The sequence below is a fragment of the Bradymonas sediminis genome (genome assembly GCF_003258315.1).
GTDB lineage: Bacteria > Myxococcota_A > Bradymonadia > Bradymonadales > Bradymonadaceae > Bradymonas > Bradymonas sediminis.
The window spans coordinates 3,335,037-3,358,163 of the sequence record NZ_CP030032.1 but is presented as its reverse complement, the minus strand read 5'-3'; the positions used below and the strand labels follow the sequence as shown (position 1 = coordinate 3,358,163).

The 23,127-nt window shown below is 60.2% G+C and carries 14 protein-coding genes; 1 reads left to right on the top strand and 13 read right to left on the bottom strand.

Annotated features, from left to right (window positions below; genetic code table 11):
* Positions 1–149 precede the first annotated feature (149 nt).
* From DN745_RS12705 to DN745_RS12655, 11 genes are all read right to left on the bottom strand, one after another.
* Positions 150–500 carry a cytochrome C oxidase subunit IV family protein gene (locus tag DN745_RS12705; protein WP_111335364.1) on the bottom strand — a complete coding sequence of 117 codons (351 nt, stop codon included), beginning with the start codon at positions 498–500 and terminating at the stop codon, positions 150–152.
* Between the two features lie 136 nt (positions 501–636).
* A complete protein-coding gene (locus DN745_RS12700; protein WP_133621861.1) occupies positions 637–1,278 on the bottom strand; it encodes a cytochrome c oxidase subunit 3 in 642 nt (213 codons plus the stop codon).
* 118 nt (positions 1,279–1,396) lie between these two features.
* Positions 1,397–3,082 (bottom strand): cytochrome c oxidase subunit I, encoded by a 1,686-nt coding sequence (gene ctaD / locus DN745_RS12695; RefSeq protein ID WP_111335361.1) that lies wholly within the window; start codon positions 3,080–3,082, stop codon positions 1,397–1,399.
* Between the two features lie 85 nt (positions 3,083–3,167).
* Positions 3,168–4,835, bottom strand: coding sequence for a cytochrome c oxidase subunit II (locus tag DN745_RS12690; protein WP_111335359.1), 1,668 nt, complete (start codon positions 4,833–4,835; stop codon positions 3,168–3,170).
* Between the two features lie 337 nt (positions 4,836–5,172).
* Complete coding sequence (locus DN745_RS12685) at positions 5,173–6,606, bottom strand: c-type cytochrome (protein WP_133621862.1); 1,434 nt, start codon at positions 6,604–6,606, stop codon at positions 5,173–5,175.
* 92 nt (positions 6,607–6,698) lie between these two features.
* Positions 6,699–7,952 (bottom strand): hypothetical protein, encoded by a 1,254-nt coding sequence (locus DN745_RS12680; protein WP_111335356.1) that lies wholly within the window; start codon positions 7,950–7,952, stop codon positions 6,699–6,701.
* A 144-nt stretch (positions 7,953–8,096) separates the two neighbouring features.
* On the bottom strand, positions 8,097–8,729 hold the full coding sequence (locus DN745_RS12675) for a c-type cytochrome (RefSeq protein WP_111335354.1): 633 nt from the start codon (positions 8,727–8,729) through the stop codon (positions 8,097–8,099).
* A 3-nt stretch (positions 8,730–8,732) separates the two neighbouring features.
* Positions 8,733–9,536: a DUF3341 domain-containing protein gene (locus DN745_RS12670; protein ID WP_162687648.1), complete on the bottom strand. Its 804-nt coding sequence runs from the start codon at positions 9,534–9,536 to the stop codon at positions 8,733–8,735.
* On the bottom strand, positions 9,529–10,977 hold the full coding sequence (gene nrfD / locus DN745_RS12665) for an NrfD/PsrC family molybdoenzyme membrane anchor subunit (RefSeq protein WP_111335351.1): 1,449 nt from the start codon (positions 10,975–10,977) through the stop codon (positions 9,529–9,531). The genes DN745_RS12670 and nrfD overlap by 8 nt, the downstream gene beginning before the upstream one ends.
* Before the next feature lie 117 nt (positions 10,978–11,094).
* The gene (locus tag DN745_RS12660) at positions 11,095–14,388 is read right to left on the bottom strand and encodes a 4Fe-4S dicluster domain-containing protein (protein WP_111335349.1); all 3,294 of its coding nucleotides are present in this window, start codon (positions 14,386–14,388) and stop codon (positions 11,095–11,097) included.
* Between the two features lie 112 nt (positions 14,389–14,500).
* The gene (locus DN745_RS12655) at positions 14,501–15,022 is read right to left on the bottom strand and encodes a cytochrome c3 family protein (RefSeq protein WP_111335348.1); all 522 of its coding nucleotides are present in this window, start codon (positions 15,020–15,022) and stop codon (positions 14,501–14,503) included.
* Between the two features lie 570 nt (positions 15,023–15,592).
* Between DN745_RS12655 and DN745_RS12650 the strand changes: the two genes are divergently transcribed.
* The gene (locus tag DN745_RS12650) at positions 15,593–16,762 is read left to right on the top strand and encodes a cystathionine gamma-synthase (RefSeq protein WP_111335346.1); all 1,170 of its coding nucleotides are present in this window, start codon (positions 15,593–15,595) and stop codon (positions 16,760–16,762) included.
* A 148-nt stretch (positions 16,763–16,910) separates the two neighbouring features.
* Here DN745_RS12650 and DN745_RS20240 read toward each other — a convergent pair whose 3' ends face one another.
* Both DN745_RS20240 and DN745_RS12640 read right to left on the bottom strand, forming a co-directional pair.
* Positions 16,911–17,198 (bottom strand): endonuclease domain-containing protein, encoded by a 288-nt coding sequence (locus tag DN745_RS20240; RefSeq protein WP_111335345.1) that lies wholly within the window; start codon positions 17,196–17,198, stop codon positions 16,911–16,913.
* Between the two features lie 391 nt (positions 17,199–17,589).
* Positions 17,590–23,079: a translocation/assembly module TamB domain-containing protein gene (locus tag DN745_RS12640; RefSeq protein WP_111335343.1), complete on the bottom strand. Its 5,490-nt coding sequence runs from the start codon at positions 23,077–23,079 to the stop codon at positions 17,590–17,592.
* Positions 23,080–23,127: the final 48 nt, after the last annotated feature.

Genomic DNA, 23,127 nt, shown 5'->3' with positions numbered 1-23,127 from the left:
CGGGTGCTGGAGGCGCTTGGCGTTCGGGTCCCAAAGACAGGGAGCAAGCGGGTGAATTCGGCAGGGCGTCGAGGCAAAAGCAGTCGGGTATAAGATACGCAAAAGGCCGGCTCTGCGTGCAGAGCCGGCCTGATGCTAATCTAAGATGCTCAGCCCGGTCCCCACGGGAACATGCCGATGGTCAGGAAGGTCGCGAAGACAAACGGGGCCGCGGCGATCAAGACAATCAGCGGGCGCTCGCTGATAAGATGCATATAATACCAGGCGACCAGGAAGGTCTTGATGACCGCCAGGCCAATCAGCGACACGACCTGAAAGGTGCGTGGCTCCATGATGCCCATGAACCCGGGGAACGAACCCAGACCGATGAGCTCGGGCTCGGGCACGATGACCTCGAGCAGCGTCAGGACCAAGAGCGCAACCCATACCCACATATAGTCGGATTTGAGCCAGGAGATGCCGAGCCAATTCTTTTGTTCAACTTCTTCGAGTGTTTGCATCGTATCTTCTATCTAGCGTTTCGGGCGATTGAGCGCTTATTGGGTGCTGCGCGCGGCACAATCGCCAGATTAGTTTGAATTTCAGCGCGTCCACCGGACGCGAAGGACGTCGCTCATCGGGCGGCGAGGCGGCCGGTCAGATGAGATAAACAAAGGTGAAGACCAGAATCCAGACCAGGTCGACGAAGTGCCAATAAAGGCCCGCCAGCTCGATCAAGGAGGAGTTCTCCTGGGTAATCTTTCCGCGGCGAAGCCCCAGATAGATGATGATATTATACATCACGCCGATGGCAACGTGAGCGCCGTGGAAGCCGGTGAGGCTCAGGAAGGTGCCCGCGAAGTTCAGGTTATAATCAACCGCGCCGCCGCCGACCAGGTAGGGCCATTTCTCAAGGATGAGGTGGGTCCACTCGAAGCCCTGGATGCCCAGGAAGATCAAGCCGCCGACGATGGTCACGACCATCCATTTGCGCGCGCGCTCCAGGTCGCCCCGAATGGTCTCGGAGAGCACGTGGACCATCGAGACGCTACTGCAAATGAGCACGAAGGTATTAAAGGCGGTGAGCTGGATGCCGGTGACACCGAAGGTCTCAAACGGGTTGGGCCAGTTGCTGTCGGGGGTCCAGCGCAGTCGCGCGTAACCTGCCAGGAACCCTGCGAAGGTCATGGCGTCCATGAGCAAAAAGGTCCACAGTCCAATCTTTCCGTTTGTAATTCCGAGAGACTCGCCGCTGACGTCGACGTCGCTAACAGACTCTGCGACTTGTTGCGTTGCCATATTCAAAAACCTGTGTTCGTCTTTGCCTGCGCCCTAAAAATTGCGTCAGGCTATTATAAACAATTCGATTGGGTCGACATCCCGCGCGCCGTTGGTTGAAGCGCGCGGGAGACAATAATTACTCAGCGGGAAGCGGTTCAGTGAGTTGGTCTGCGTCGCGCTTGGGGCCGCCCGTGTTGTGGCCGTGGCTGCGGTCAATGGGGGTCCAGACCGGCGCCTCGGGGAAGTTATGGTGCTGGGGCGGCGAGGTGGTGTACCACTCCAGGTTGGTGCCATCTTTCCAGGGGTTGCGGCCCACGACTTTGCCGTATTTCAGGCTCCAAAGCATATTGAAGAGCCAGACGAACTGAATCGCGACCAGGGCGAACGCGCCGATGCTCGAGATGAAGTTGAGGGCCTCGAACTGCGGGTCATAGTCGAAATAGCGACGCGGCATTCCCTTCATGCCGAGGTAGTGCATGCCGAAGAAGGTCACGTTGATGAAGATCGCGGTGCCCCAGAAGTGAACTTTGCCCAGGGTCTCGTGGTAGGTTTTGCCGGTAAGCTTCGGGAACCAATAGTACAGACCCGCGAAGATCGTCATGACCGAGCCAGCCACCAGGACGTAGTGGATGTGGGCGACGATATAATAGGTGTCATGCAGCTGGATATCGATCGGCACGGCGGCGATGACGACGCCGGAGAGGCCGCCGAGGGTGAACATCGACAGGAAGCCAAGACCAAAGAGCATCGGGGTGTCAAATTTAAGGCTGCCGTTCCAAATCGTGGCCAGCCAACTGAAGATCTTGATGCCGGTGGGCACCGCGATAATCATCGACAGGAACATGAAGCCGACGCGCACGCGCAGGGCGATGCCCGTGGTGAACATATGATGTGCCCACACCAGGAAGCCGAGCACGGAGATGGCGACCAGCGACCAGGTCATCACGGAGTAGCCGAAGATGGGCTTGCGCGAGAAGGTCGGAAGCACTTCGGAGATGATGCCGAAGCCGGGCAGAATCATGATATAAACAGCGGGGTGCGAATAGAACCAGAACAGATGCTGGTACAGAATCGGGTCTCCGCCCTGAGCCGGGCTAAAGAAGTGGAACGCGCCCGGGAAGGTACGCTCAAGCTGCAGCATGATGAGCGCGCTGGAGAGCACCGGCGTCGCCGCAAGGATGAGCAGGCTGGTGACGATGATAGCCCAGGTGAAAAGCGAGAGCTGGAAGAACGACATATTCTTGCAACGCATATTGAAGATGGTCGCAAGGAAGTTGACCGCCGCCATCGTCGAGCTCACGCCGGCGAGGATGACGGAGACGTTCCACAGGTCCGCGCCGATCGACGGCGAGAAGGCCGAGGTCGAGATCGGCGGGTACGCAGTCCAACCGAAGCCGGGCGCGTTGAACACATACGAGCTCAACAGCATCATGCCGGAGGCCGGCAGGATCCAGAACGCCACCAGGTTTAGCTTGGGGAACGCCATATCGGGCGCGCCGATCTGAATCGGGATGATGAAGTTACCCAGGCCGGTATAAATCGGGATGACGAAAAAGAAGATCATCAATGAGGCGTGCATGCCGGGCAGGGTGGAGTAGAAATCCGGTCCCATGAAGTCCGGCCCCGCGTGGAGCAGCTCCGCGCGGATGAAGACAGACAGCAGCGCTCCAAGCGCGCCCATAAACAACGCGAAAATTACATACATCACGCCGATGCGTTTTGCGTCCGTGCTGCCGAACCACTCTTTGGCGTAATGGACTGCGGATTTGCGCGACTTTTCAGTCAGCGGCGCGAGATAACCGTATTTGGTTTCAGTAGACATATCGTTCGGCTCTTCGTTTCGTCGAGTACTTCAGAAAATATAACTGCGATAAGACGCAATAATGACTGTTTAGAATGCAGCGCGATTATTTATTGGCTGCTTCACGAATCGTGGTGACTTCAGCGGGCTGTACAGCGTCGCCTTCGTTGCCAAACGACTTGCGAATATAGGTGAGCACACCGGCGACCTGCTTGTCGCTCATGCCCTTACCCATGGCCGGCTGGACGCCGGACCAGTCCTGGGTGTCGAGCCCGTTGTCGAGCGCCTTGACGGCCGCCTCGAGGTCGTTCATCGCGATCTTGTTTCCGGTGAAGCCAGGGGCACTCTCGAGACCTTTTCCGTCCTGTCCGTGGCAGCTCACGCAGGAAGCGTAGACCGTTTGGCCGACCGCCATCAGCTCGTCGTCGGAGACCGGCTCGGCACCACCGGCGGGGAAGGCCGGCAGGCCCAACTCGTCGCGGATTGACGCGACGAACTCAGCGTCCACCGTGCCGCCTTTGTTGCCCCAGCTGGTACGCTCGTGGTTGACGACCGCGGCGAGCTCTTCGTCGTTGAACTTGGCGCCGAAGTTCTGGGTCTTCATCTGACCCAGACCGTAGGTGACGCCCTGGACGACGACTGCTTCGTCGAGGCCGTTGAGGACGATGGAGACGTGCTTCTTCTTGGCGTCTTCGCTGTCTTCGTTGGTCAGCTCGGTGCCGGCCAGCGGCGGGAAGGTGCCCGGGGTACCCTTGCCGTTGTCGCCGTGGCAGGAAACACAGCTCTGACTATAGAGCTGAGCGCCGTCGACTTCGCCTTTGTTGGCGCCGGTCTTCACGTCGTCGACCCACTGCTCGAAGCTCGACTGGGTCATGGCGACCATACGGAAATACATATTCCAGTGGTCTTTACCGCAGGTCTCCGCGCACATGCCGCGGTACTCGGTGCCCGAGTATTGAGTGTAGGGGGAGTCGGTGTCGGGGCGACCGGCCAGGTAGGTCACCTGACGCTCAAGGGTCGAGCCGGCGGCCGGGCTATAGAAGGTGTTCTCGTTCATGCTGAAACGGTCTTTCAGGCCCTGCCACCAACCACTGCGCGTGGTGGGGTAGACCCGCGAGCTCGCCTCTTGGGTGTCGCGACCCGAGTTCGGCAGCTGCTTGAATTTACCGTCCGCGTTGAACCAATAGTAGTTCTTGCGTCCCGGAACGGCGTCGATCTTGACGCCCATCTCGGGGATGAACAGCGCGTGGATGACGTCTTTGGACGTGACTTCCAGCGTGATGTTGGTGTTCGCCGGGATGATGAGGTCCGGGCTGACGATGCCGCCTTGCTCCGGATATTTGAAGTCCCATGCCCATTGGCGAGCGACCGCTTCAACCGTCATCGACTTCTCGGGCAGAACCTCGGTGTCGTACATGACGCTGATGGTGGTGAAGCCCAGATAGATCTGCAGGACGATAACCGCCAGGGTCCATCCCAACTCCAACTTCATATTGCCGTGGTTCTGGTACGGCTGCTCGTCGTCGTTGCGACGACGGAATTTGAGAATGGAGAAGATGAGGAGACCCTCAACGATCACCATAATCAGCAGGCACGCCATGAACACATCGCGATACAGCTCGTTGATCAAACGGCCACTACCGGAGTGGATACCGATATACTCGCCGGAGCCGGGGATCGCGAGCGCGGTCATCGGCACGAGAATCGCCGTCAGAACAACAAGCGCGGGGATTAGAAGCTTAAAAGGGCGTTTCGAGTTGGTATGGATGCTCATTATATTCTTCTATTTAGACATGGTAATGCGGCTAATAACCTCGTCAAAACGCGAGGTGGGGCCGCGGTGTCGATATGCGTTATTTAACAAAATAAAAATGCCATGATCTGCGTCATGACCGTGCGGAATATGCGCAAAAAAGTCAACCCCGAACCAGATAATTAGCCTGAATCGAGGTTGTTTATGCTTCCGCTATGACATTCGGCAAAATTTAAAAGACGCTAATGCAAATTATGCACGAACTATAGGGGGCTCCGATCGGGTGGTTTCGCAATTTTTATCAGCGCTTACGCTCAACACGCTGGCTCCCGAGAGAAGCCAGCGTGTTGATATTAGATTATTCGGTCTCGGCTTCGGGAGCCGCCTCGCCTTCGGGGGCGACTTCGCCTTGCGTGGTGACCGCTTCGGGGTCAACCTTGGGGGCGGCGACCTTGATCTCGACGTCGCCGTCGAAGGATGCGACGTAGGCCTGCAGGTTGCTCCACTCGGCTTTGCTCAGCGTGGCCGCCGAGCTCATGCCGGCGAGCGTTGCGTGGGCGCCGGCGTAGGAACGTCGGGCGAAGTCCGCGGTGGTTCCACCTGCGGCCGCCGGGCTGAGCCGGTCGGTGGTCAGGTAGAAGTAGGGCGGTTGTGCGCCGAGCGGGCCGGTGGCGGCACCCGAGCCCGAGTTACCGTGGCAGCTTGCGCAGCTCTGCATGAAGGTGAGGGCGCCCGACTTGGCGTCCGCGCCGGCCTGCAATTCGACCGCTCCGTATTGAGCGTGGCGCACCGCGCGCTGCTCGGCCTGGTCTTTGATCAGCGCGCGCATGGCGACGTCGATCGAGATGGGCTCCGGGGCTTCCGGGGCGCTCAAGCTACGACACGCGGCGACGATCTGCGCCTCGGTCGCGTCGACCTTGACGCTGTCGGGGACCCAGTTCAGCACGTATTGGGTCAGGGCCCAGCGCTCGTCCTCACCGAGGTTCGCGTAGGATGCCATCGAGGTGCCTGGCACGCCGTTGGTGATCGCGTCGAAGACACTCAGGGCGTTGACCGGTTGATTGGTCCACTCTTTGGGGTCTTCGGTAGTGAAGTTACGCGCCGGGGGCATCAGGCTCGAGCCGACCGGGTTGTCCGACTTGCCGTTCTGGCCGTGGCAGCTGGCGCAGTTGGCGTTGAAGATCTCTTTGCCAGTGGCGAGTTGCTCGTCGCCCTGGGGCGTGACCTTCTCGTTGAGCGAGGACTTGATGTCCTCGTCGCAAACGCCGTTGATGGCGCGATCTTTTGCCTTCGCAATGATCTCTTCCGGGTCAATCCGGCCCGCGGTCGGCGAGAGGCTGCGGATATAGTGAACCATATCCCAGCGGGACTGGTACTGCAGGAAGTTGAAGGTCGGGTGGGTGGGCACTTTGCCGCCCAGGCGTTCTTCAGCAGCGGCGACGTCGGCGCCGACCAGGGCGTCCTCGAGACCGAAGGTGATCACGTTATAGGCCTGAATCGGGCCCTTCGCGATATTATATTCACCCTTGGTGAAGTCGGCTGTGTTGAAGGTGCGGCCGTCGGCTCCCGCGAGCTGGATATTGGCCATGCCTTCGCCAGTCTTACCGTGACAGACGCTGCAGTTTTGCTGGAAGAGCTCCGCGCCGCGCTCGACGCGCTGCGGGGTCGACACCAGCATATTGTCCATCTCGGTGGAGCCGATTCCCTGAGCGCTGACAAACGGTGCCAACACGCAGACCGAGCCCACGGCGAGCGAAACTTTTAGAACTTTAGCAAGTATTTGGTCTTTCATGATATTTACTTTAACCAGGGCGCGTGCCAACGCAGCTTCGGATTCAATATGTGTGAGAGGTGCCTGTGCGAGCGCACCATTTCAAGTTCGTATCAGGCCTGAGTCTGGGCTTTCGGCTCGGGAAGCTCGCCGTGCATATGGTGCTCAAGCGACTCGCCCAAAAACGGGTCTTTGATGGGGAAGATATTCGCCGAGCCCAGGCTGCGGGCGACGGTGATGATGAATACGCCCACGAAGCCGAGAACGATGAGGACTTCAAGCCACGGCACATCGATGTGGATGTGATGGTCGACCGGGACGAAGGCGACCCACCACCAGATTTCGAAGGGCAGCATGAACATCAGCAGGTAGCTGATATAGCGCAGGGCGTTGAAACGATTCTTCTTATTCTCCTGCGGCAGCAGGGTGAAGAAGGGGATGATGAACTTGCCCGCGAACAGAATGATGAACCAGGTCCAGCCTGCGCCGCTATCCTGGATGCGGTGGACGAACCAGCCGGCTTCCTCAGGAATGTTGGCGTACCAGATAAGCAGGAACTGGCTGAAGGCGATATAGGCGTAGAAGACGCTGAACGCGAAGAGCCATTGGCCCACCAGCAGCACCTGACGGCTGTGGACGAAGTCGCCGAAATAGTCGTTCTCTTTGAAGTGCAGCAGAAGGATGGCCATCAGCGCCAGTCCAGCCTGGAAGAGCACAGCGAACGCGTACACCTGGTACATCGTACTGAACCAGTGCGGCTCAAGCGACATCAACCAGAACCAGGTCATGAAGGAGAAGCCGAGCACGAACACGACCAGGAAGGCCACGCTGAGCTTTTTATTGGCGTCGGTCAGCGACGGGTCGCCGGTCTCATCCTGTTTCACCGAGTTGCGCCGCATTGCCCAGACCACCGCGATCCACGCCACGAAGGACGCCACGGTGGTGAAGGCCATATTGCCGAAGGTGAGGAATCCGCTCTTCTTGGCGATGATGGCGTCGTTCGCGGCGCTCTCATGCAACCAGATAAAGAGGGTATCGGCGCCGGCCAGGGCGATGATGCCGAAGACGGCGGCCGGGATCAGGTAGGACCCCATGGCTTCCGGGATGCGGCGAATGGAGACGCCCCAACCCGCGCCGCTCAAGTATTGCGTCGCGTTGAAGAACGGTCCGCACAGCGCCAGGCTCAGCGTCGCCCACCAACCGATGAGGTAGCCATTCCACGCGCGGTGCTCCATGCCTCCGAAGAGTCCACCTAGAAACGCGGCGAACCCGACGAGAGCCAGCACTCCGCCGAGAGTGTAGATGCCTTTGCTGGGCTCGAACTTCTTTGGCATCGGGTATTTTTGGTTGGTATCTTTTGCAGCCATGGCTTTCGCCTCGCTCACTCAATCAGATTGGGTAGCGCCCCATCACATCGGGGCGCATCTTGTCTTTCAGATATTATATCTGCAAAGCACACACTATTTAGACGACTCGGGCGGTGTTTTCACAAAAACGACCGGGTCGTATTCTTATTTGTCTTTGACGACCAATTGGCGGTCTTGAGGCGCCGGGTTGGTCGCACGCTGCAGGGCGCGAACATAGTTGATGACCGCCCAGCGTTCCTCGGGATGAAGTTGGCTTTTGTAGCCCCACATCCGTGCCTGCCCGTGGGTGATGATATGGTATAGATGACCATCACTGAAATCGCGGGCGCGCGAGGTCAACAGGCTCGGCGGGTTCGGGTATTTGTTCTCCCCGACCACATAGCCTTCGCCGGAGCCATCGTTGCCGTGGCAGACGACGCAGGTCGTCTCGTAGGCGAGCTTGCCGTACTCCAGGGTCTCCGCGGTGATCGGCACCGGGTTGATGAGCTCGGCGCTGGCGCCCTCGATATCGTCCCCGTAGGTGAAGTGACGATAGGAGTTGGTGACCGTGGCCGGCGGCGGGGTGCGCATCGAAGCGGGGCCGCCTTTGAAATTCGGCTGTGCTTGCTGCTCCTTATAAGCAGGAGAGTCGTGCATGCCCTGGGCGGGGTTAATCTCACCCCAGGTCTTGTCTTCGCCGGCGGGAATGCCGACCTCGAAGCATGCGCTTAGCAGCAGGCAGGCCGACAGAACGACCGACGCGCGAATAGAGATAGATTTTATATTAAAATGGCGCATGATTTAGGCGTCCTTCGCGACTTTTCGAACTTCCAGGGGATTCATTTTCTCGAGGAATTCAATGGCCTCGTTGAGCTCAAAATTCTCATCATCGGCCGAGATCCACAGCGCAAACAAATCGTCGGTGATACGCGGGTCGATGATAACCGGCTTCTTAAAGCAACCGGCGGCTTTAAACATCACGCCGACCGTGGAGGTACCGGCGAGGAGCACCGACAGCTCAAACATAACGGGTACGAATGAGGGCCAGGGCGCGAACGCCTTACCGCCGATGATAAGCGGCCAGTCGTAGGTCATCATGCCGAACTGCATCGCGGTCGCCAGGCAGAAGCCCGTGAGCGCGGCGGCGGTGGTGACCCAGGGGATCCAAGAGCGACCCAGACCCATCGCATCATCCATTCCGTGGATGGGGAAGGGCGAGAAGGCGTCGAAGGCCTCGTATTTGGAGTCGCGCGTGAGTTCCGCGGCGGCCATCAGATGCTTGGGGTGGTCAAAAAGTGCGGCCACACCCTGGACGCGGTCTGCGGAGACGTCGTCTCCCGAAACCACCGTCGCGGCGACCGCGACCGGCTCTTCCTCGACAGCTTCCTCTTCAGCAGCGACTTCCTCTTCAGCAGTTTTCTCTTCAGCAGCGTCCTCGTCAGAGGCTGCTTCCTCGGAGCTCTCCTCTTCGTTGGCGGTCTCCTCTTTGGCGTCCTTTTTTTCGGACTCAATCGTTCCGTCGGCGCCGGGAATTTGCTCAGACTCCTCTTCGGGGGTCTGATTCTCTTCCTCGTTGACAGCTTTGTCTTTTTTCTTATCAACCACGGGCGACCTCCTTCTTCTGATTGCGACCGATCTCGACAGCTTCGTCATGGTTCATGACGGTCTTAACCTCAAAGATCGTGATGGTCGGCAGAACTCGACAGAACAGCAAAAACAGGACCAGGAACATACCGAACGAGCCGTAGAGCAGCATGAAGTCGACCGGTTTGAAGTCGTAGATGCCCCAGGACGACGGCAGGTAATCGCGGTGCAGCGAGACGACGAAGATGACGTAGCGCTCGAACCACATACCGATGTTAACGCAGATGGACAGCACGAAGATAAGCGGGATGTTGCGGCGCGCTTTCTTGAACCACAGGACCTGCGGGAGCAGGCAGTTGTTGCCGTACATCAGCACGGAGGCCCACCAATACGGACCGAACATGCGGTTGGCGAAGTGGAAGCGCTCGCCGGTGGTGCCGGAATAATAAGCGATGAAGAACTCGGTCGCGTAAGCGATACCGACGACCATACTGGTGAGCAGCAGAATCTTGGCGCACAGCTCAATATGGTTGATGGTGATATAGTCTTTGAGGTTGAACACCGCTCGCAGGACAATCGAGAGCGTGAGCACCATACCGAAGCCGGAGAAGATAGCGCCGGCGACGAAGTAGGGCGGGAAAATCGTGGTATGCCAGCCGGGGATAACCGAGACGGCGAAGTCAAAAGAAACGATGGTATGAACCGACAGGACCAACGGGGTCGCGATACCGGCGAGCATCAGATAAGCCATCTCGTAGTGACGCCAGGCGCGGTTGCCGCCGGTCCAACCGATGGACAGGGCACCGTAGATCTTCTTGCGAAGCGGGTGCTTGGCGCGGTCACGAATGGTCGCGAGGTCGGGGACCAGGCCGGTGTACCAGAAGACCACCGAGATGGTCGCGTAGGTCGACACCGCGAACACGTCCCACAGAAGCGGGGAGTTGAAGTTAACCCACAGCGGGCCGCGGCCGTTGGGCAGCGGGAAGAGCCAGTAGGCGAACCAGGGGCGGCCGGTATGCATCAGCGGGAAGATACCTGCTGTCATAACGGCAAAAATGGTCATCGCCTCCGCGGAGCGGTTAATGGCGGTTCGCCAGCCCTGGTTGAACAGGAAGAGAATCGCCGAAATCAGCGTCCCTGCATGTCCAATACCAATCCAGAAGACGAAGGTGACGATGAAGACACCCCAGCCGACCGGGCTATTAAGACCGACAACACCCATACCCACCGAGGTGGTCGCCGCCAGACCTGCCAAGAAGACCAGCAGGAGCAGGAAGGATGGAATGAAGATCAACCACCACAATTTGGTCGGGAACCGCTCGAGGTGCCCGGCGATATCGTTGGTGACGTCGGCATAAGATTTATTTCCGACCACCAGGGGTTCACGCGTCGCCTTGGCGCCCCCAAAAGGCCCTGCGCCTTCGTGGTAGTTTGGAAAGCCTGTGAGATCACTATTTTTCATGCTTGGACTCTTTCAAGCGAGAGGATGCTGCAAAAATTTAGGTGCAAATAATATCGGTGCTGCATGCTTAGAGAAGCGTTGCCACGCAAGCCCCGCGGGGCTTGCGTGGGCGCTCGCTCAACTCTCGGCGTTATCGGTATTCCAGATGCTCGACATATAAACGATGGACGGGCGTACGCCGATCTCTTCGAGGACGGTGAGCGCGCGCGGTGAGTTATGGTCGACCGCGACCGCTGCACCCTCGTCGAGGAGGTTACCAAAGTGAATGGCGTCGGCCGGGCATGCCTGCTGGCAGGCGGTCATGACGTCTCCGTCGCGAATCTGGTCTCGGCCTTCCTTCTTGACCTGCCAGGTCGCCTTGCGCAGGCGGTGCACGCAGAAGGTACACTTCTCCATGACGCCGCGGCTTCGCACGATGACCTCTGGGTTGTGCGCCATCGGCAGCGGGTCGACCGCGTTCATGCGTGCGTGCTCGACCATCTCGGGGAAGACCTTGGCCAGGAACGTATCGGCGCGGTCTTCCTGGAAGTTATACCAGTTGAAGCGACGCACTTTGTACGGGCAGTTATTCGCGCAATAACGCGTGCCGACGCAGCGGTTATAGGCCATCTGGTTGAGGCCGTCGGAGCTATGGTTGGTCGCGCCGACCGGGCAGACCGTCTCGCACGGAGCATTTTCGCAATGCTGGCAGAGCATCGGCTGCATGAAGACGCGCGGGTTATCCATATACTCGGCCAGCGCCACGGTGGTGTCGCCCGCGTACATCGGATCGCTGAAGACTTTGGAGCGCTTCTCGCGGAAGCCCTCGTCGTTCTCCGGCAGGCGGTAATAGCGGTCAATGCGCATCCAGTGCATCTCACGGCCTTCGTAGACGCCCTGGCGCCCGACGACCGGGATGTTGTTCTCTTCCTGGCACGCGGTGACACAAGCGTTACAGCCGGTGCATTTGGTCATGTCGATGGACATGCCCCATTTAAGCGGTTCGTAGCTGTGACGGTTCCACAGGTCGTAATGCGTGGGGTGCTCGGGCTTTCCGACCGCCGGGTTCTTCTTATACTCGGCGAGGGTGCCGGTCGCGACGATCGGGCGCATCTTGAGGTCGAGGACCTGCGAGCCCTGGGTGATCGCCATTTTCTTGCGCTCACCGGTCTTGGCCAGCGAGGCCTTGATGCCGGAGAGGACCTGGATATTCTCGGAGATATGGCTCAGGGCGAAGCCGTTGATGCCGATATCGTCGCCGACCTGTCCGACGCGCGTGCGGCCGTAGCCCAGCGGGACACCGATGACATCGTCGTGCATGCCGGGCTGCATCAGCGCCGGGACCATGCGGTCGACTTTCTTGCCGTCGACCTCGACGGTCATCTTAAGGACGTCACCGGTCTTCAGGCCCGCCTCTTTGAAGGTCTTGGGGCTGAGCAACACGTAGGAGTCCCACGTGTTCTTGGTGATCGGGTCGGGCAATTCCTGAAGGTGGCCGTCGTTTGCCAACTGACCGTCGCCCAGGCCGACCGTGGCGAAGAGGTGAAGCTCCTTGTCGGCCAGGCCGGTGGATGCTTTCTTCGCTTCGGGCAGGCTGGTGGGAAGGGCGCCGAGGATCGCGCTCATATTGGCGCGAACCGCCAGGGGCTTGTCGCTCTTGGCGATGAAGACGCCCTTGCGCAGCGTGGCTTCCCAGAAGCTGTCGAAGTCGGCGAAGGCGTCGGCCTTCGGGTAGATTTCTTTTTCCCAATGCGAGCGCAGGTAGCGATACCAAGAACCCGGGTCAAAGGTCGGGGCGTTGCCCGGACGGTTGCCGCTGGGCGCCTTTTGCTCCTGGAGGAACGGCTTGAGCGAGGCGACCGCCTCCTGGCCGAACCACACGATCAGGCTCTCCTCGAAGGAGCGCGTGAAATAGAGCGGGCGGATCGCCGGCTGCTGAATCGCGTGGAGTCCGTGGACGGGGTTCGAGTCACCCCAGGATTCCAGGGAGTCGTTGCCGGTCGCAAGATAATGGGCGTGGATCGCGGTCTCATCGACGCGGTCGCTGGTGCTCACGACCATCGGCACTTTGGCGATGGCTTCGGCGATCTTGAGCTCGGGCGGGGCCGAGTACACCGGGTTGGCGCGGTCGATGATAAGAAGGTCGACTTTGCCGGCCTCGATGTCTTTGACCAGCGCGACCAAATCGGTGAATCCACCCATGCTCTGGTAGCTCGGGCGCGTGGGGTCGACGGTCTGACCGACGTTTCCGAGCAGCTCGTTGAGCAGGGTGACGGCGCTCTCAAGGGCGACGCCTTGCTCGGTGCCGCTGCCCATGGTGCCGGCGACGACGAGGCTGCGTCCCTTCGCGGCGCCCAGCTCTTTGGCGGTCTTCTCAAGGACTTCAGCCGGCACACCGGTGATCTTCGCGACGGCTTCCGGCGTGAAGGCCGACAGCTTCGAGGCGACCGCGGAGTTTGCGGCGGGGCCGGAGCTTGCGACTTGCTGGGCAAGCGCCATGGCCACGTAGGGAAGGTCGGTGTAGCGCACGCGGTGACGGTCGTCGGAGTTCGCGCCGGTCAGCGAGAGATAACCCTCGAAGGAGACCAGGCGGTTCATATTTCCGTCAACGTTACGACGCGACGAGAATTGTTTGGTGAACTCGACCGGCGACAGCCACGTTCCCAGGAAGTCACTGCCGAGCGAGACGACGAAGTCGGCCTTGTCGAAGTGATAGTGAGGGATAAGCGCGGTGCCGTAGGCGACCTTGGATGCGGCGCTCAGCGCCTGCGAGGTCAGCGGGTCGTAGGTATAGTGCTTGGCGTTGGGCAGGGCGTCGGCGATCTCTTTGATCAGCGCGTGCTGGGCACTGCCGCTCATCGTGGAGGTCAAGAAACGCACGCCGCCGCCGGACTTAACCTTGGCGACCGATGCTTTTACCGCGTCGTCGAGCTTGCTCCAGGTGAGCTCCTCGTGACGGTCGTTCTTCTGGATCTTGAGCGGGTTGCGCTGGCGGTCCGGATCGTAGAGACGACGGTAGAACGCCTGGCCGCGCGCGTCGGTGGCGCCCATGCTCAGCGGATGATCGGGGTTACCCTCGATCTTAATCGGCCGGCCGGCACGCGTCTCGACGAGCACGCCGTATTGCCCCGCGGTGCCCGTGGCGACCGTGGCGTAATAGTTGCTCGTGCCAATGCGCACCTCTTCGGGACGGTCCACGTACGGGACGATCTTCTCGACGGGGTTGCGACACGCCGAACCAGCGATCGCGGCACTGGCCGCAGCCACTCCCGAGATGCGCATGAATTCGCGGCGCGACACGTGGAATTGCTCTGACCCATCCGAGAAGCTGACGTCCACGCCACCGTCATCGGTGCTGCGGAACGTGACTTCGGCGCCGGGGCGCGGGTCGGTTGGGTTCGGGAGACCAGGAACTGTGGGTTTTTCACTCATGGCGACATCTTATATATTGGCTTGCGCATTGAAGTAGGTCGGTCCTCTATCTTGAGCGACCGACCCGTCTTGTGAGGCCGTCTCACACGGCTCCACCGGCACTATATCGAAATCAATAGTGACAGGTCGTGCAGTCGATGGGCGCGTTATTCTCGGGCTGGCGATGACAATCGACACACCAGCCCATGTTGAACTCGTTCTGCGTTGAGACAACGTCCATTGTGTTGACCTGTCCGTGGCACTCGGCACAGTCCAGTCCCGCCATAATGTGGGGCTGGTGGCTGAATACGACCAAGTCGGGCATGTCGTGGACCTTGACCCATTCGATGGGCTCGCCGGTCTCCCACGCCTTTTTGATCTTTTTGATATCCTCTTTGCCTTCCGGGGTGTTGCCCGGGACCTGGCTATGGCAATTCATGCATGTATTGACGCTGGGCACCGAAGAATGGCGCCCCTCGCCGGGACTTACATGGCAATATTTGCAGGGGATTTCGTTTACGCCGGCATGCAGTTCATGGCTGAACGCGATGGGCTGCTCGGGCGCGTATCCTTCGCGTGGATCTGTACACGCAGAGAGGCCGATGAGCAGGGCGAGGACGATAAGTCCGAAAATCGAGAGAGAACGGGTCTTCATGGGAACATACATGGTGACTCCAGGTGACGGCATTTATTATGCCACCAGTAGTGGCCGTAGGGGCCGTCTAAAAACCGGCCTGTCTATCCCATCACCGGAATAGCTTGTCAATAAAAGACGTTGCAGACGCTAGATGCATCGATTGCGTCCGATAATTATTAATTTCAATGGTGTTTTTACTTCAGGGGTGCGCCACTTGAAATGCGACCTGCTGATTTAAAAACGGTGCATTGCGCCGCGTTATAAGGCGACGTGTTATGGTGCAACTGAATCACGATTCAATTGCGCCATTTGGCAAGGTCACGGACTACCAAATTCAAAATAGTTTGGCCAGTGGGAATATACCCTTCGCTGGGTAAAATTCGAAGTTGAATCTATACTTTTTTGGCGCAATTCGGGCTTTCTCGCCGCTGGGGTCGTGGCGGCGCGTTTTTGCGATTTCTGGCGGTGGTCGAACGCGATGCTCAATGATATAGCCAGCCACTGTGAAGCCTGTTAAATAGTCGCATCTTTTTTGATTGCGACGTCCCAGGATAATTCGATCCACCTCCCTTTGCCCCCGTCATTAATATGCATAAGCCAGACCACGATTATCGCGAATTCGGTTTTGGAACGCGTGCGATCCACGCCGGCCAAGAGCCCGATCCCACCACCGGCGCCGTGATGACGCCGATCTATCAGACCTCGACCTACGTGCAGACCAGCCCGGGCGAGCACACCGGCTTTGAGTATAGCCGCACGCATAACCCGACGCGCTACGCGCTTCAGGACTGTGTGGCGAGCCTGGAGAAGGGCAAGCACGGGATCGCCTTCGGCTCCGGATGCGCCGCGACCACCACGATCCTGCACCTTCTTAAGAGCGGCGATCACGTCGTCTCGAGCGACGACGTCTACGGCGGCACCTACCGCCTGTTTACCCGCGTCTTCGAGCAGATGGACGTTAGTTTCGATTTCGTCGATATGACCGATCTCGAAGCTTTTGAGGCATCGCTGACCGACAAGACCAAGATGGTGTGGATCGAGTCGCCGACCAATCCGCTGCTTAAAATCTGCGATATCAGCGCCATCTGCGAGATCGCCCACGCCCGCAATATTCCGGTCGTGGTCGACAACACCTTCATGAGCCCGTATTTCCAGAAACCGCTGGAACTCGGCGCCGATATGGTCATCCACTCGATGTCCAAATATATCAACGGCCACTCCGACGTCGTCGCCGGCATGGTCGTCTGCAACGACGACACGCTCGCCGAGCAGCTCTACTTTTTGCAGAACTCCATGGGCGGCATCCTCGGGCCGATGGACTCCTGGCTGATTTTGCGCGGCATCAAGACCCTGCATATCCGCATGCGCCAGCACCAGGAGAACGCCGAGCGCATCGCCGATTATCTGGTCGCGCACCCGGCGGTCGAGAAGGTCATTTACCCCGGCCTCGAGTCGCACCCGCAATATGACATCGCCCAGAAACAGATGACCGGCGGCGGCGGCATGATCACCTTCGTCATGAAGGGCGGCCTTGAGCCCGCGCGCAAGATGCTCGAGTCGGTCAAGATCTTCGCCCTGGCCGAAAGCCTCGGCGGCGTCGAGAGCCTCATTGAGCACCCGGCCATCATGACCCACGCCTCGATCCCCCCGGAGATCCGTGCCGAACTCGGCATCAGCGACGGCATGATCCGCCTGTCGGTGGGCATCGAGGACGGCGACGACCTGATCGCCGACCTTGAGCAGGCGCTGAAGGCGTAAGTCTTCGGTCGCTTTAGGCGTGAAAACGCCCCGCAGGCTTTGTGGCCTGCGGGGCGTTTTATGTTTTTGGCGCATCTATGAGTGAGAGTGGACCGCGTCTCGGGCAACAGAACAGTCGCCAATCATTCGCGAAACCCTATCGGGACCGTCACAAGTCCAAGATTTCGGCAAGCACCTTGTCGACATTTTCATACATGCGGCGCACGTCAAATCGTAGAATATGAACGTCGTAGCGTTGTCTTAAAATGTGGTCTCTTCTCTCGTCGTATCGCCGTCGAGACGGCTTCTGGTGATGCGGCCCATCAACTTCCACCACGACTTTGTTGTCGGCACAGTAAAAGTCGACGATGAATGGTTTGAGGATATGCTGCCGACGAAATTTGTAGCCACCTATGTTTTCGGCGCAACAAGTATTTTTGTTGCGTAGACAGGGCATTGAGCTGCGCTAGGGTGCGCTGGAGCCTCGGGTTTTTGTTGGGTTATCTGATTGGAGGTTTCGTCTGGGATTTGTTTGGGTGCTGTGAAGTGGTCGGTTTTTGTGGCCCCCCGGCGCCTGCGCGTCTGCCCCCCAGGCTGCCCTGGGGGGCGATTGGTCGGTCTATTGGAGGAGGTTGGTTCGCGAGGTTGCGAATCTGCACGGTGGTTGGTTCGCGAGGTTGCGGAATAGCGGAGTGGTCGCTGAGGCAACGAGCTAAGCCCCCAGGCGCAGCCTGGGGGCTGGCCGCGTTCAGCGGCCGGGGGCCCGACGCGTATCAGCAAAGCCTCGCTGAGTGAATCGAAGTGGTCGATTCACGACAGAGCATCCACTTTGCGTCATATATTGCGGCTCAATAAATATCCCAGAACACATTCAGCTCCCCGTTGAGCTGGTTGCTCAGTTGGAAGCCGAGCTTCCAGGCCGGCAAGAAGCGGTAGTCGAGCTTGATGACGTTCATGCCTTCGCCCTCGTCGGCGCCCAGGCGCAGCACATAGGACACGAAGATGTCGTCGGTGACGTATTTGCCGATCTGCACGCGCAGGTCGTTGAAGCCGTCCTCGCCGGGCTGCAGGCGCACGACGTCGAGCGGGAGCGTGCCGGAGAGTCGCTCTTGGAGCATGCCGGCGAAGATGCCGGAGGCGGCGCTCAGCGCGAGGCTGGAGACGCGGGACTCCTCGCCGGCGCCGGCCTGGCTCGGGGCGCGGCCGGTCATCAGGACGTAGAGGATCTCGGTCTCGCTCAGGGGCGGGTCACTCTCGAGGATCAGCGACGGCTCGGTGGCGCGCCCGCGCACGCGGATGATGATGCGTGGCTCGCCGTCGGAGGGCTCGCCGATCTCGGCGGTGATCTCGCGGTCCAAGATATGCAGCGCGCGCACGTCGAGCGCGGGGTCGGGCGGGGAGTCGCCGGTGAAGCGCACGGCGTTCTCCTGCTCGGGGATGTCGAATTGCTTGCCGATCATCTCGGCCGTGCCGCGGATGGTGCCGACCGAGCCGGTCATCTCGATCGCCGGGCCGCCCAGGGTCGCGGTGACGTCGGCCTTGAAGTTGACGTCGACGATGGGGTGGTGCAGCCAGCTATTACGCCCGGCGGTGACGCGGATCTTGGTGCGGGTGCGCTTGGCCGCATCTTGGCCCGTGGTGGCCAGCAGCTTGTCGATATTCATCATGTCGCCCTCGCTGCGCTGGCGAGACAGCACGATGAGCTCGTCGTCGAGCTCGGTCGGGTAGAGGTCGCCGCCCTGGGACTCCGGCATCGTCACGTTGAGCTTGGTGAAGTCCACGTGCAGGCGCTGGGGCTGCGTGCTCAGGTCGCCGCTGATGTCGGCGTTGGAGGTGATAAAGGCGTTAAAATTCGGGACGAATCCGCCGATATTAAACTCCTTGGATTCGAACTCAGCTTTGACGGTCGTGGGCTTGATCCCGATGAATTGGACGTCGCCCTTAGCCGCGATAAACGAGTCTTCTTCGTTGACGCGCAGCTCGCGCAGCAACACCTGGTTATTGGTGGCGGTGACGTCGAGGTTGATGCCGGTAAATCGGCGCCCGAAATACGAAAGCGTCACCGCGGCGTCGTGCACATTGACGCTCCCCAGGACTTTGGGCAGCTTCCAATCCCCGCTCAGCGACAGGTCCATGGCCAGGGTTCCCTTGGGGTCGGTGATATAATTTGACACCAACTCTTCGGGGAAGATTTCACTCAGGCGAATCTTTTGGCTGGTGATGCTGCCGCTGATTTCACCCTCAGCCAGCAGGTTTTTGCCCGCGACCAATTGCAGGATATCGGTGGTGATCGGCAGGTCCGCCTGCAAGTCCAGCATGGTGTCCTGGTTGCGACACACCGAGCCGTCGACCTGGATGCGGTCGTCGCCGCCTTGGAATTCGAAGGCGACCGTGCCCAATTGCCCGCCGGCGAGCTTGGTGTTGAAGAGCCCCGCGCGCCCCTGGAAGGTCGGGCGGCTCAGCGTCCCGTCGACCTGGAAATACGCGGCGAGGACGCCCTTATATTTAGCGAATTCGTAGTCAATGACGCTCAATCGCTTGAGCGCGAACTCATTGAGCTGGGTCTTGAATTTGATGGGCAGATCCGCCAGCGATTGCTGGCCGAGGAGCATCTCGGTCGGCACCGGGATCTCGCCCTCGGCGCTCAGGATGGGATCGTCGGTCCAGTCGACCCTAAATTGGTCCACCCGCAGCACCTGGTCGCGCAGGGACATCTCGCCGAGCACGTCGATGTCGCGGTATTGGTCCCAGCCGAGGCCGTCGAGGCGCACGCTGAAATTGGCGCGCGGATCGGAGAATGTTCCGATCGCGTTGAGGCCCACCGTGACGGTGCCGGCTGCGTCGGCCTGGGCGAAGGTCTCAATGGGCACCTCGTTCAGGTTGAGGCCGGCGATCTTCAGGGCCAGCTCCAGCGGGACATTGTCGAGCGCCTTGCTGAAGTCAATCGGCGGCGCGTTTTCGTCCAATGTCTGGCGCACCCACTGGGCGATCGGCACCGGCGAGGAGAGGTAGGCCGCGATGATTTGCTTGCCGCGCCAGCTCAGCTCATAGTCCATCGAGATGCCGCCCCGGCCCACCGACGGCGGGCGGTAGGTGCCGCGAAGCTGCGTTGAGATGCGGTCGATCTCGACGTCATCATTGCCCACCTCGCCGGAGAACCCGGCGTCGACGACGTCGACGATGAGGTTGATATTTGGGTTTTCGACCGTCCCGCGCAGGTTAATGTCGGCCCCGATGCTGCCTTGTACCTTATTGTCTTCGAGCAAGGGCAGGGCGCTGTAGAAATTCTCGGCGTGGAACTCCGGAATGGTCACATGCATCTTCACCGGTTGGTCAAGGGGCACGCGAATTTTGCCGCTCAAATTCAGGTCGAGCGGCATCTCGCCGGAGGCGCTCAGCACCGGCATCGAGTACGCGCTCAATTCGAAGGTGTCGATGTGCAGGCGGCGCTTCTCGTAATGGCCTTTGAGGTCGAGATCGAAGGGGCCGTAGCCCTCGTAATAGACATCCCGAAGGGTCAGGTCGACGGTGATAATCGGCTCGCGGGCGGTCCCGACCAGGTCGAGGCTGCCGTTGATTTCGCCGCGCACCGGCGGGGTCATGCTCTGTAATTCGAATTTCTCGCGCAGCTCGCCGAGCTCGACCTTGGTGAGTTCAAGATGGAAATCCTCGCGGCCACGGGTTCGAAATTGCCCGCGCGCGCTGATCGAGGTCTCGCCGCTTTGCAGGGTCATCTCGCTCAGGCGCACCCCGCCGCCGCGCAGGTTGACGCTCGCGCCGGGCGGCGCCGAGAAGCTCATCTCGGGCGAGCCCAGCTCGAGCTGGTCGAAGTCGAATTTTTGGAAGTCGCTGCTGACCTTGCCGCGCGCGTCGACGTTGAGCTGTTGCATGCGCCGTGGCGCGGGCGTTTCGCCCTCGTTGAGCTCGGCGCCGGAGAGCGGATCTTCCTCGGGGATCACGCGGGTCGCGTTGGCGTGGACCTCGAATTGACGCCCCGGGCTTAGAGAAATCGCGGCGTCGAGGTTCTCAATCTCCTCGGCACCCGCGCGGATTCCCTGCGCGTCGACATCGACGCGCCCCGAAATATTCGGGAGGCGACCGCGCACGTTGAGATCGACCTTGGCGGACTCGACCGAGTTGGATCCGGCCGAGATGCCTCTGGCCGAAACCCTGCCGGCCGCGGTGAGGTTCCCGGGGGCGATCGACGTCGCGCCGTCCTTTGTCTGCTGTTCAAGGTCGAGGGTTCCGCGCAGGTCTAAGTTAGCGGATTTTAAGCGGTTATCCTGGAATCGCGCGCCGTTGATGGTGCCGTCGGCGCTCCAGGCGAAGGGCGCACCGGCGCGGCTTCGCGAGGCCTTCGCGGTGATGTCGGCGCTTGAGACGCGGATGCCATCGGCGCGCAGGTCGCGGGTGCGAAGCTCCCAAGTGCTCGATAGGTTCTCCAGGGCGGCGAGGATATCGTCGACCGGCAGCGAAATCGTGCCGCTGCCGTTTGCTTTGGCTCCAATAAATTGAGCTTTGGCAGGCGGCGTGTCGAGGCCGATCGCGTCGAGGTCGGCGCGGAAATTGAGGTCGCGCGTGTTATTTTTGGCCCCGGGTTTAATCCCGATATCGAGCTCGCCGCGGGTGGACCGAACTTTATATGCCTCGACATTGGCGCCCTTGATTTGCCATTTCGCCTGCAGGTCAGCGCTGGCGATCTTGCCGACCGGCGAAGGTGCGTCGAGGTCCAGCGTGCCTTTGCTTTTGAGGTTTACGCGCGCGAATTCGGTCTGCATCGCGGCGTTGCTCGCGTTCTTGAGCAATTCCCGCACCTCGGGGTTCGCGTCGGCGTCGAGCTGCACCTGGTAATCGCCGCGGTTCAGGTCGAAATTTCCGCTCGCTTCCACCCGCCCATAGGGAGTGACGGCCACCAGCGGCGTGAGCGCAAACTTGGCGTCTGCGGCATCCGCTGACAGGTAGAGCGTGCTGATTTTATAGTCACCGACGGTCGAGTCGCTCAGCGCGATCGCCGCGTTCGCGCGCAATTGGGCGGGGTCGACGCCGCGACCGCTGGCCAGCACGGCGCCCGAGATATTCGTGCGCGCCTGGTCGAGCTTTACGCAGTCCAAGGCGTTGAGATCATTGATTAATAGCGCGACATTATAGCCAAGCCCTGCGGGCATATTTTCGGGAAAGGAGAGGCTCCCGCCCAGCGTAAGGGCCGTGTTCCCGCGATCATCGCCGCACCCCGCGCGGGCCAGCACCTTCATCTCCTCAAGCTCGCCGCCGATCGTGACGGAGGCGTGGAGCTCGCCGAGGACCGGGGCGTCCGGGGCGAAGATGCGCAGCAATCCGTCCTCGACGCGCAGCGCGCCGACCTCGGCGATGAATTTGCTGGGGGCGGTGACGACGGGATTGCCCAGGGCGTCGGGCTCCGTGTCAAAGTCGATGCCGGCGGAGACCTTATCGATCGTCGCCAGGTCACCGAGGCTCAGCCGCTCAAGCGAGGCCTCCAGGCGCGTGGCGGATTGGAGGAACGCAATATTCTTTAGGGACAGCGGCTGGGCGCCCTTGGTCGCGTTGCTCGAAAACTCAGCGTCGAGCGCGGCGAGCGTCCCGCTCATCTGGCCGCCCGGGTACATATTGAATTTGGCGTCGAGCCCAAGCTTCGACAAGGCCACCATCGTGAGCGACGCGTTCGCGGCGGGCTCGCCGAGCAGCGGAGCGGGCAGGTGCGTGGTCAATTCGATAAGCTCCGAAAACGCGGGGCTTGCTTCTGCTTCGCCTTTCTTATTGAGGTTCTTGAACCAATCCGAGGGCGCGCTCTTGGCGGACGCCTCGTCTTCGCCGCCCGCTTTTTGGTCGTAATAGAGGAGCGTGGCGTCGGTAACTTTTGCGCGCACCAGGCTGATAAAAAGCGTCGAGGGCTCGCTGGCTTCCTCGCTGGGTTTGGCGATCTGGGTCAGGTTGAGCACGCCGTCCGGGTAGACATGCGCGATAATCAGCGGCTCCTCGACGTGGATTTCATCGAGCTTAAGTTCGCCCCGCACGAATTGTGTCAGCGAGTATTCGGCGGTGGCGGAGGGGATCATCGCGACGATATTTCCGCGCGCGTCGCGCACCACGATTTCGTAAAGCTCGACGCCGCCGAGCAGGTTGCCCTCGATGCGCCCGAGCTCAAGCGAGCCGGCGAGGGCGCCGCCGGCCGCGCCGAGGATTTGGTTCTTTAGGAACCGCTTGCCCGGCCGAGTCTCCAGATAGAGCAGGGCGCCCGCCGCGATGACCAGCACGAGAAGCAATAGCACCCCGAGCGTCTTCGCGCCGCGTTTTATCCAGGTTTTGAGCGTGGTGCTCATAGTCGTCGGTTGCCTTTTGGCGGATTCACAAAATCAAAAAGTCGAGCG

Bases quoted from the DNA above. Each gene is read 5' to 3' on its own strand.
- DN745_RS12705 (WP_111335364.1), bottom strand. From the start codon at position 500: ATGCAAACACTCGAAGAAGTTGAACAAAAGAATTGGCTCGGCATCTCC.
- DN745_RS12700 (WP_133621861.1), bottom strand. From the start codon at position 1,278: ATGGCAACGCAACAAGTCGCAGAGTCTGTTAGCGACGTCGACGTCAGC.
- ctaD (WP_111335361.1), bottom strand. From the start codon at position 3,082: ATGTCTACTGAAACCAAATACGGTTATCTCGCGCCGCTGACTGAAAAG.
- DN745_RS12690 (WP_111335359.1), bottom strand. From the start codon at position 4,835: ATGAGCATCCATACCAACTCGAAACGCCCTTTTAAGCTTCTAATCCCC.
- DN745_RS12685 (WP_133621862.1), bottom strand. From the start codon at position 6,606: ATGAAAGACCAAATACTTGCTAAAGTTCTAAAAGTTTCGCTCGCCGTG.
- DN745_RS12680 (WP_111335356.1), bottom strand. From the start codon at position 7,952: ATGGCTGCAAAAGATACCAACCAAAAATACCCGATGCCAAAGAAGTTC.
- DN745_RS12675 (WP_111335354.1), bottom strand. From the start codon at position 8,729: ATGCGCCATTTTAATATAAAATCTATCTCTATTCGCGCGTCGGTCGTT.
- nrfD (WP_111335351.1), bottom strand. From the start codon at position 10,977: ATGAAAAATAGTGATCTCACAGGCTTTCCAAACTACCACGAAGGCGCA.
- DN745_RS12660 (WP_111335349.1), bottom strand. From the start codon at position 14,388: ATGAGTGAAAAACCCACAGTTCCTGGTCTCCCGAACCCAACCGACCCG.
- DN745_RS12655 (WP_111335348.1), bottom strand. From the start codon at position 15,022: ATGAAGACCCGTTCTCTCTCGATTTTCGGACTTATCGTCCTCGCCCTG.
- DN745_RS12650 (WP_111335346.1), top strand. From the start codon at position 15,593: ATGCATAAGCCAGACCACGATTATCGCGAATTCGGTTTTGGAACGCGT.
- DN745_RS20240 (WP_111335345.1), bottom strand. From the start codon at position 17,198: ATGCCCTGTCTACGCAACAAAAATACTTGTTGCGCCGAAAACATAGGT.
- DN745_RS12640 (WP_111335343.1), bottom strand. From the start codon at position 23,079: ATGAGCACCACGCTCAAAACCTGGATAAAACGCGGCGCGAAGACGCTC.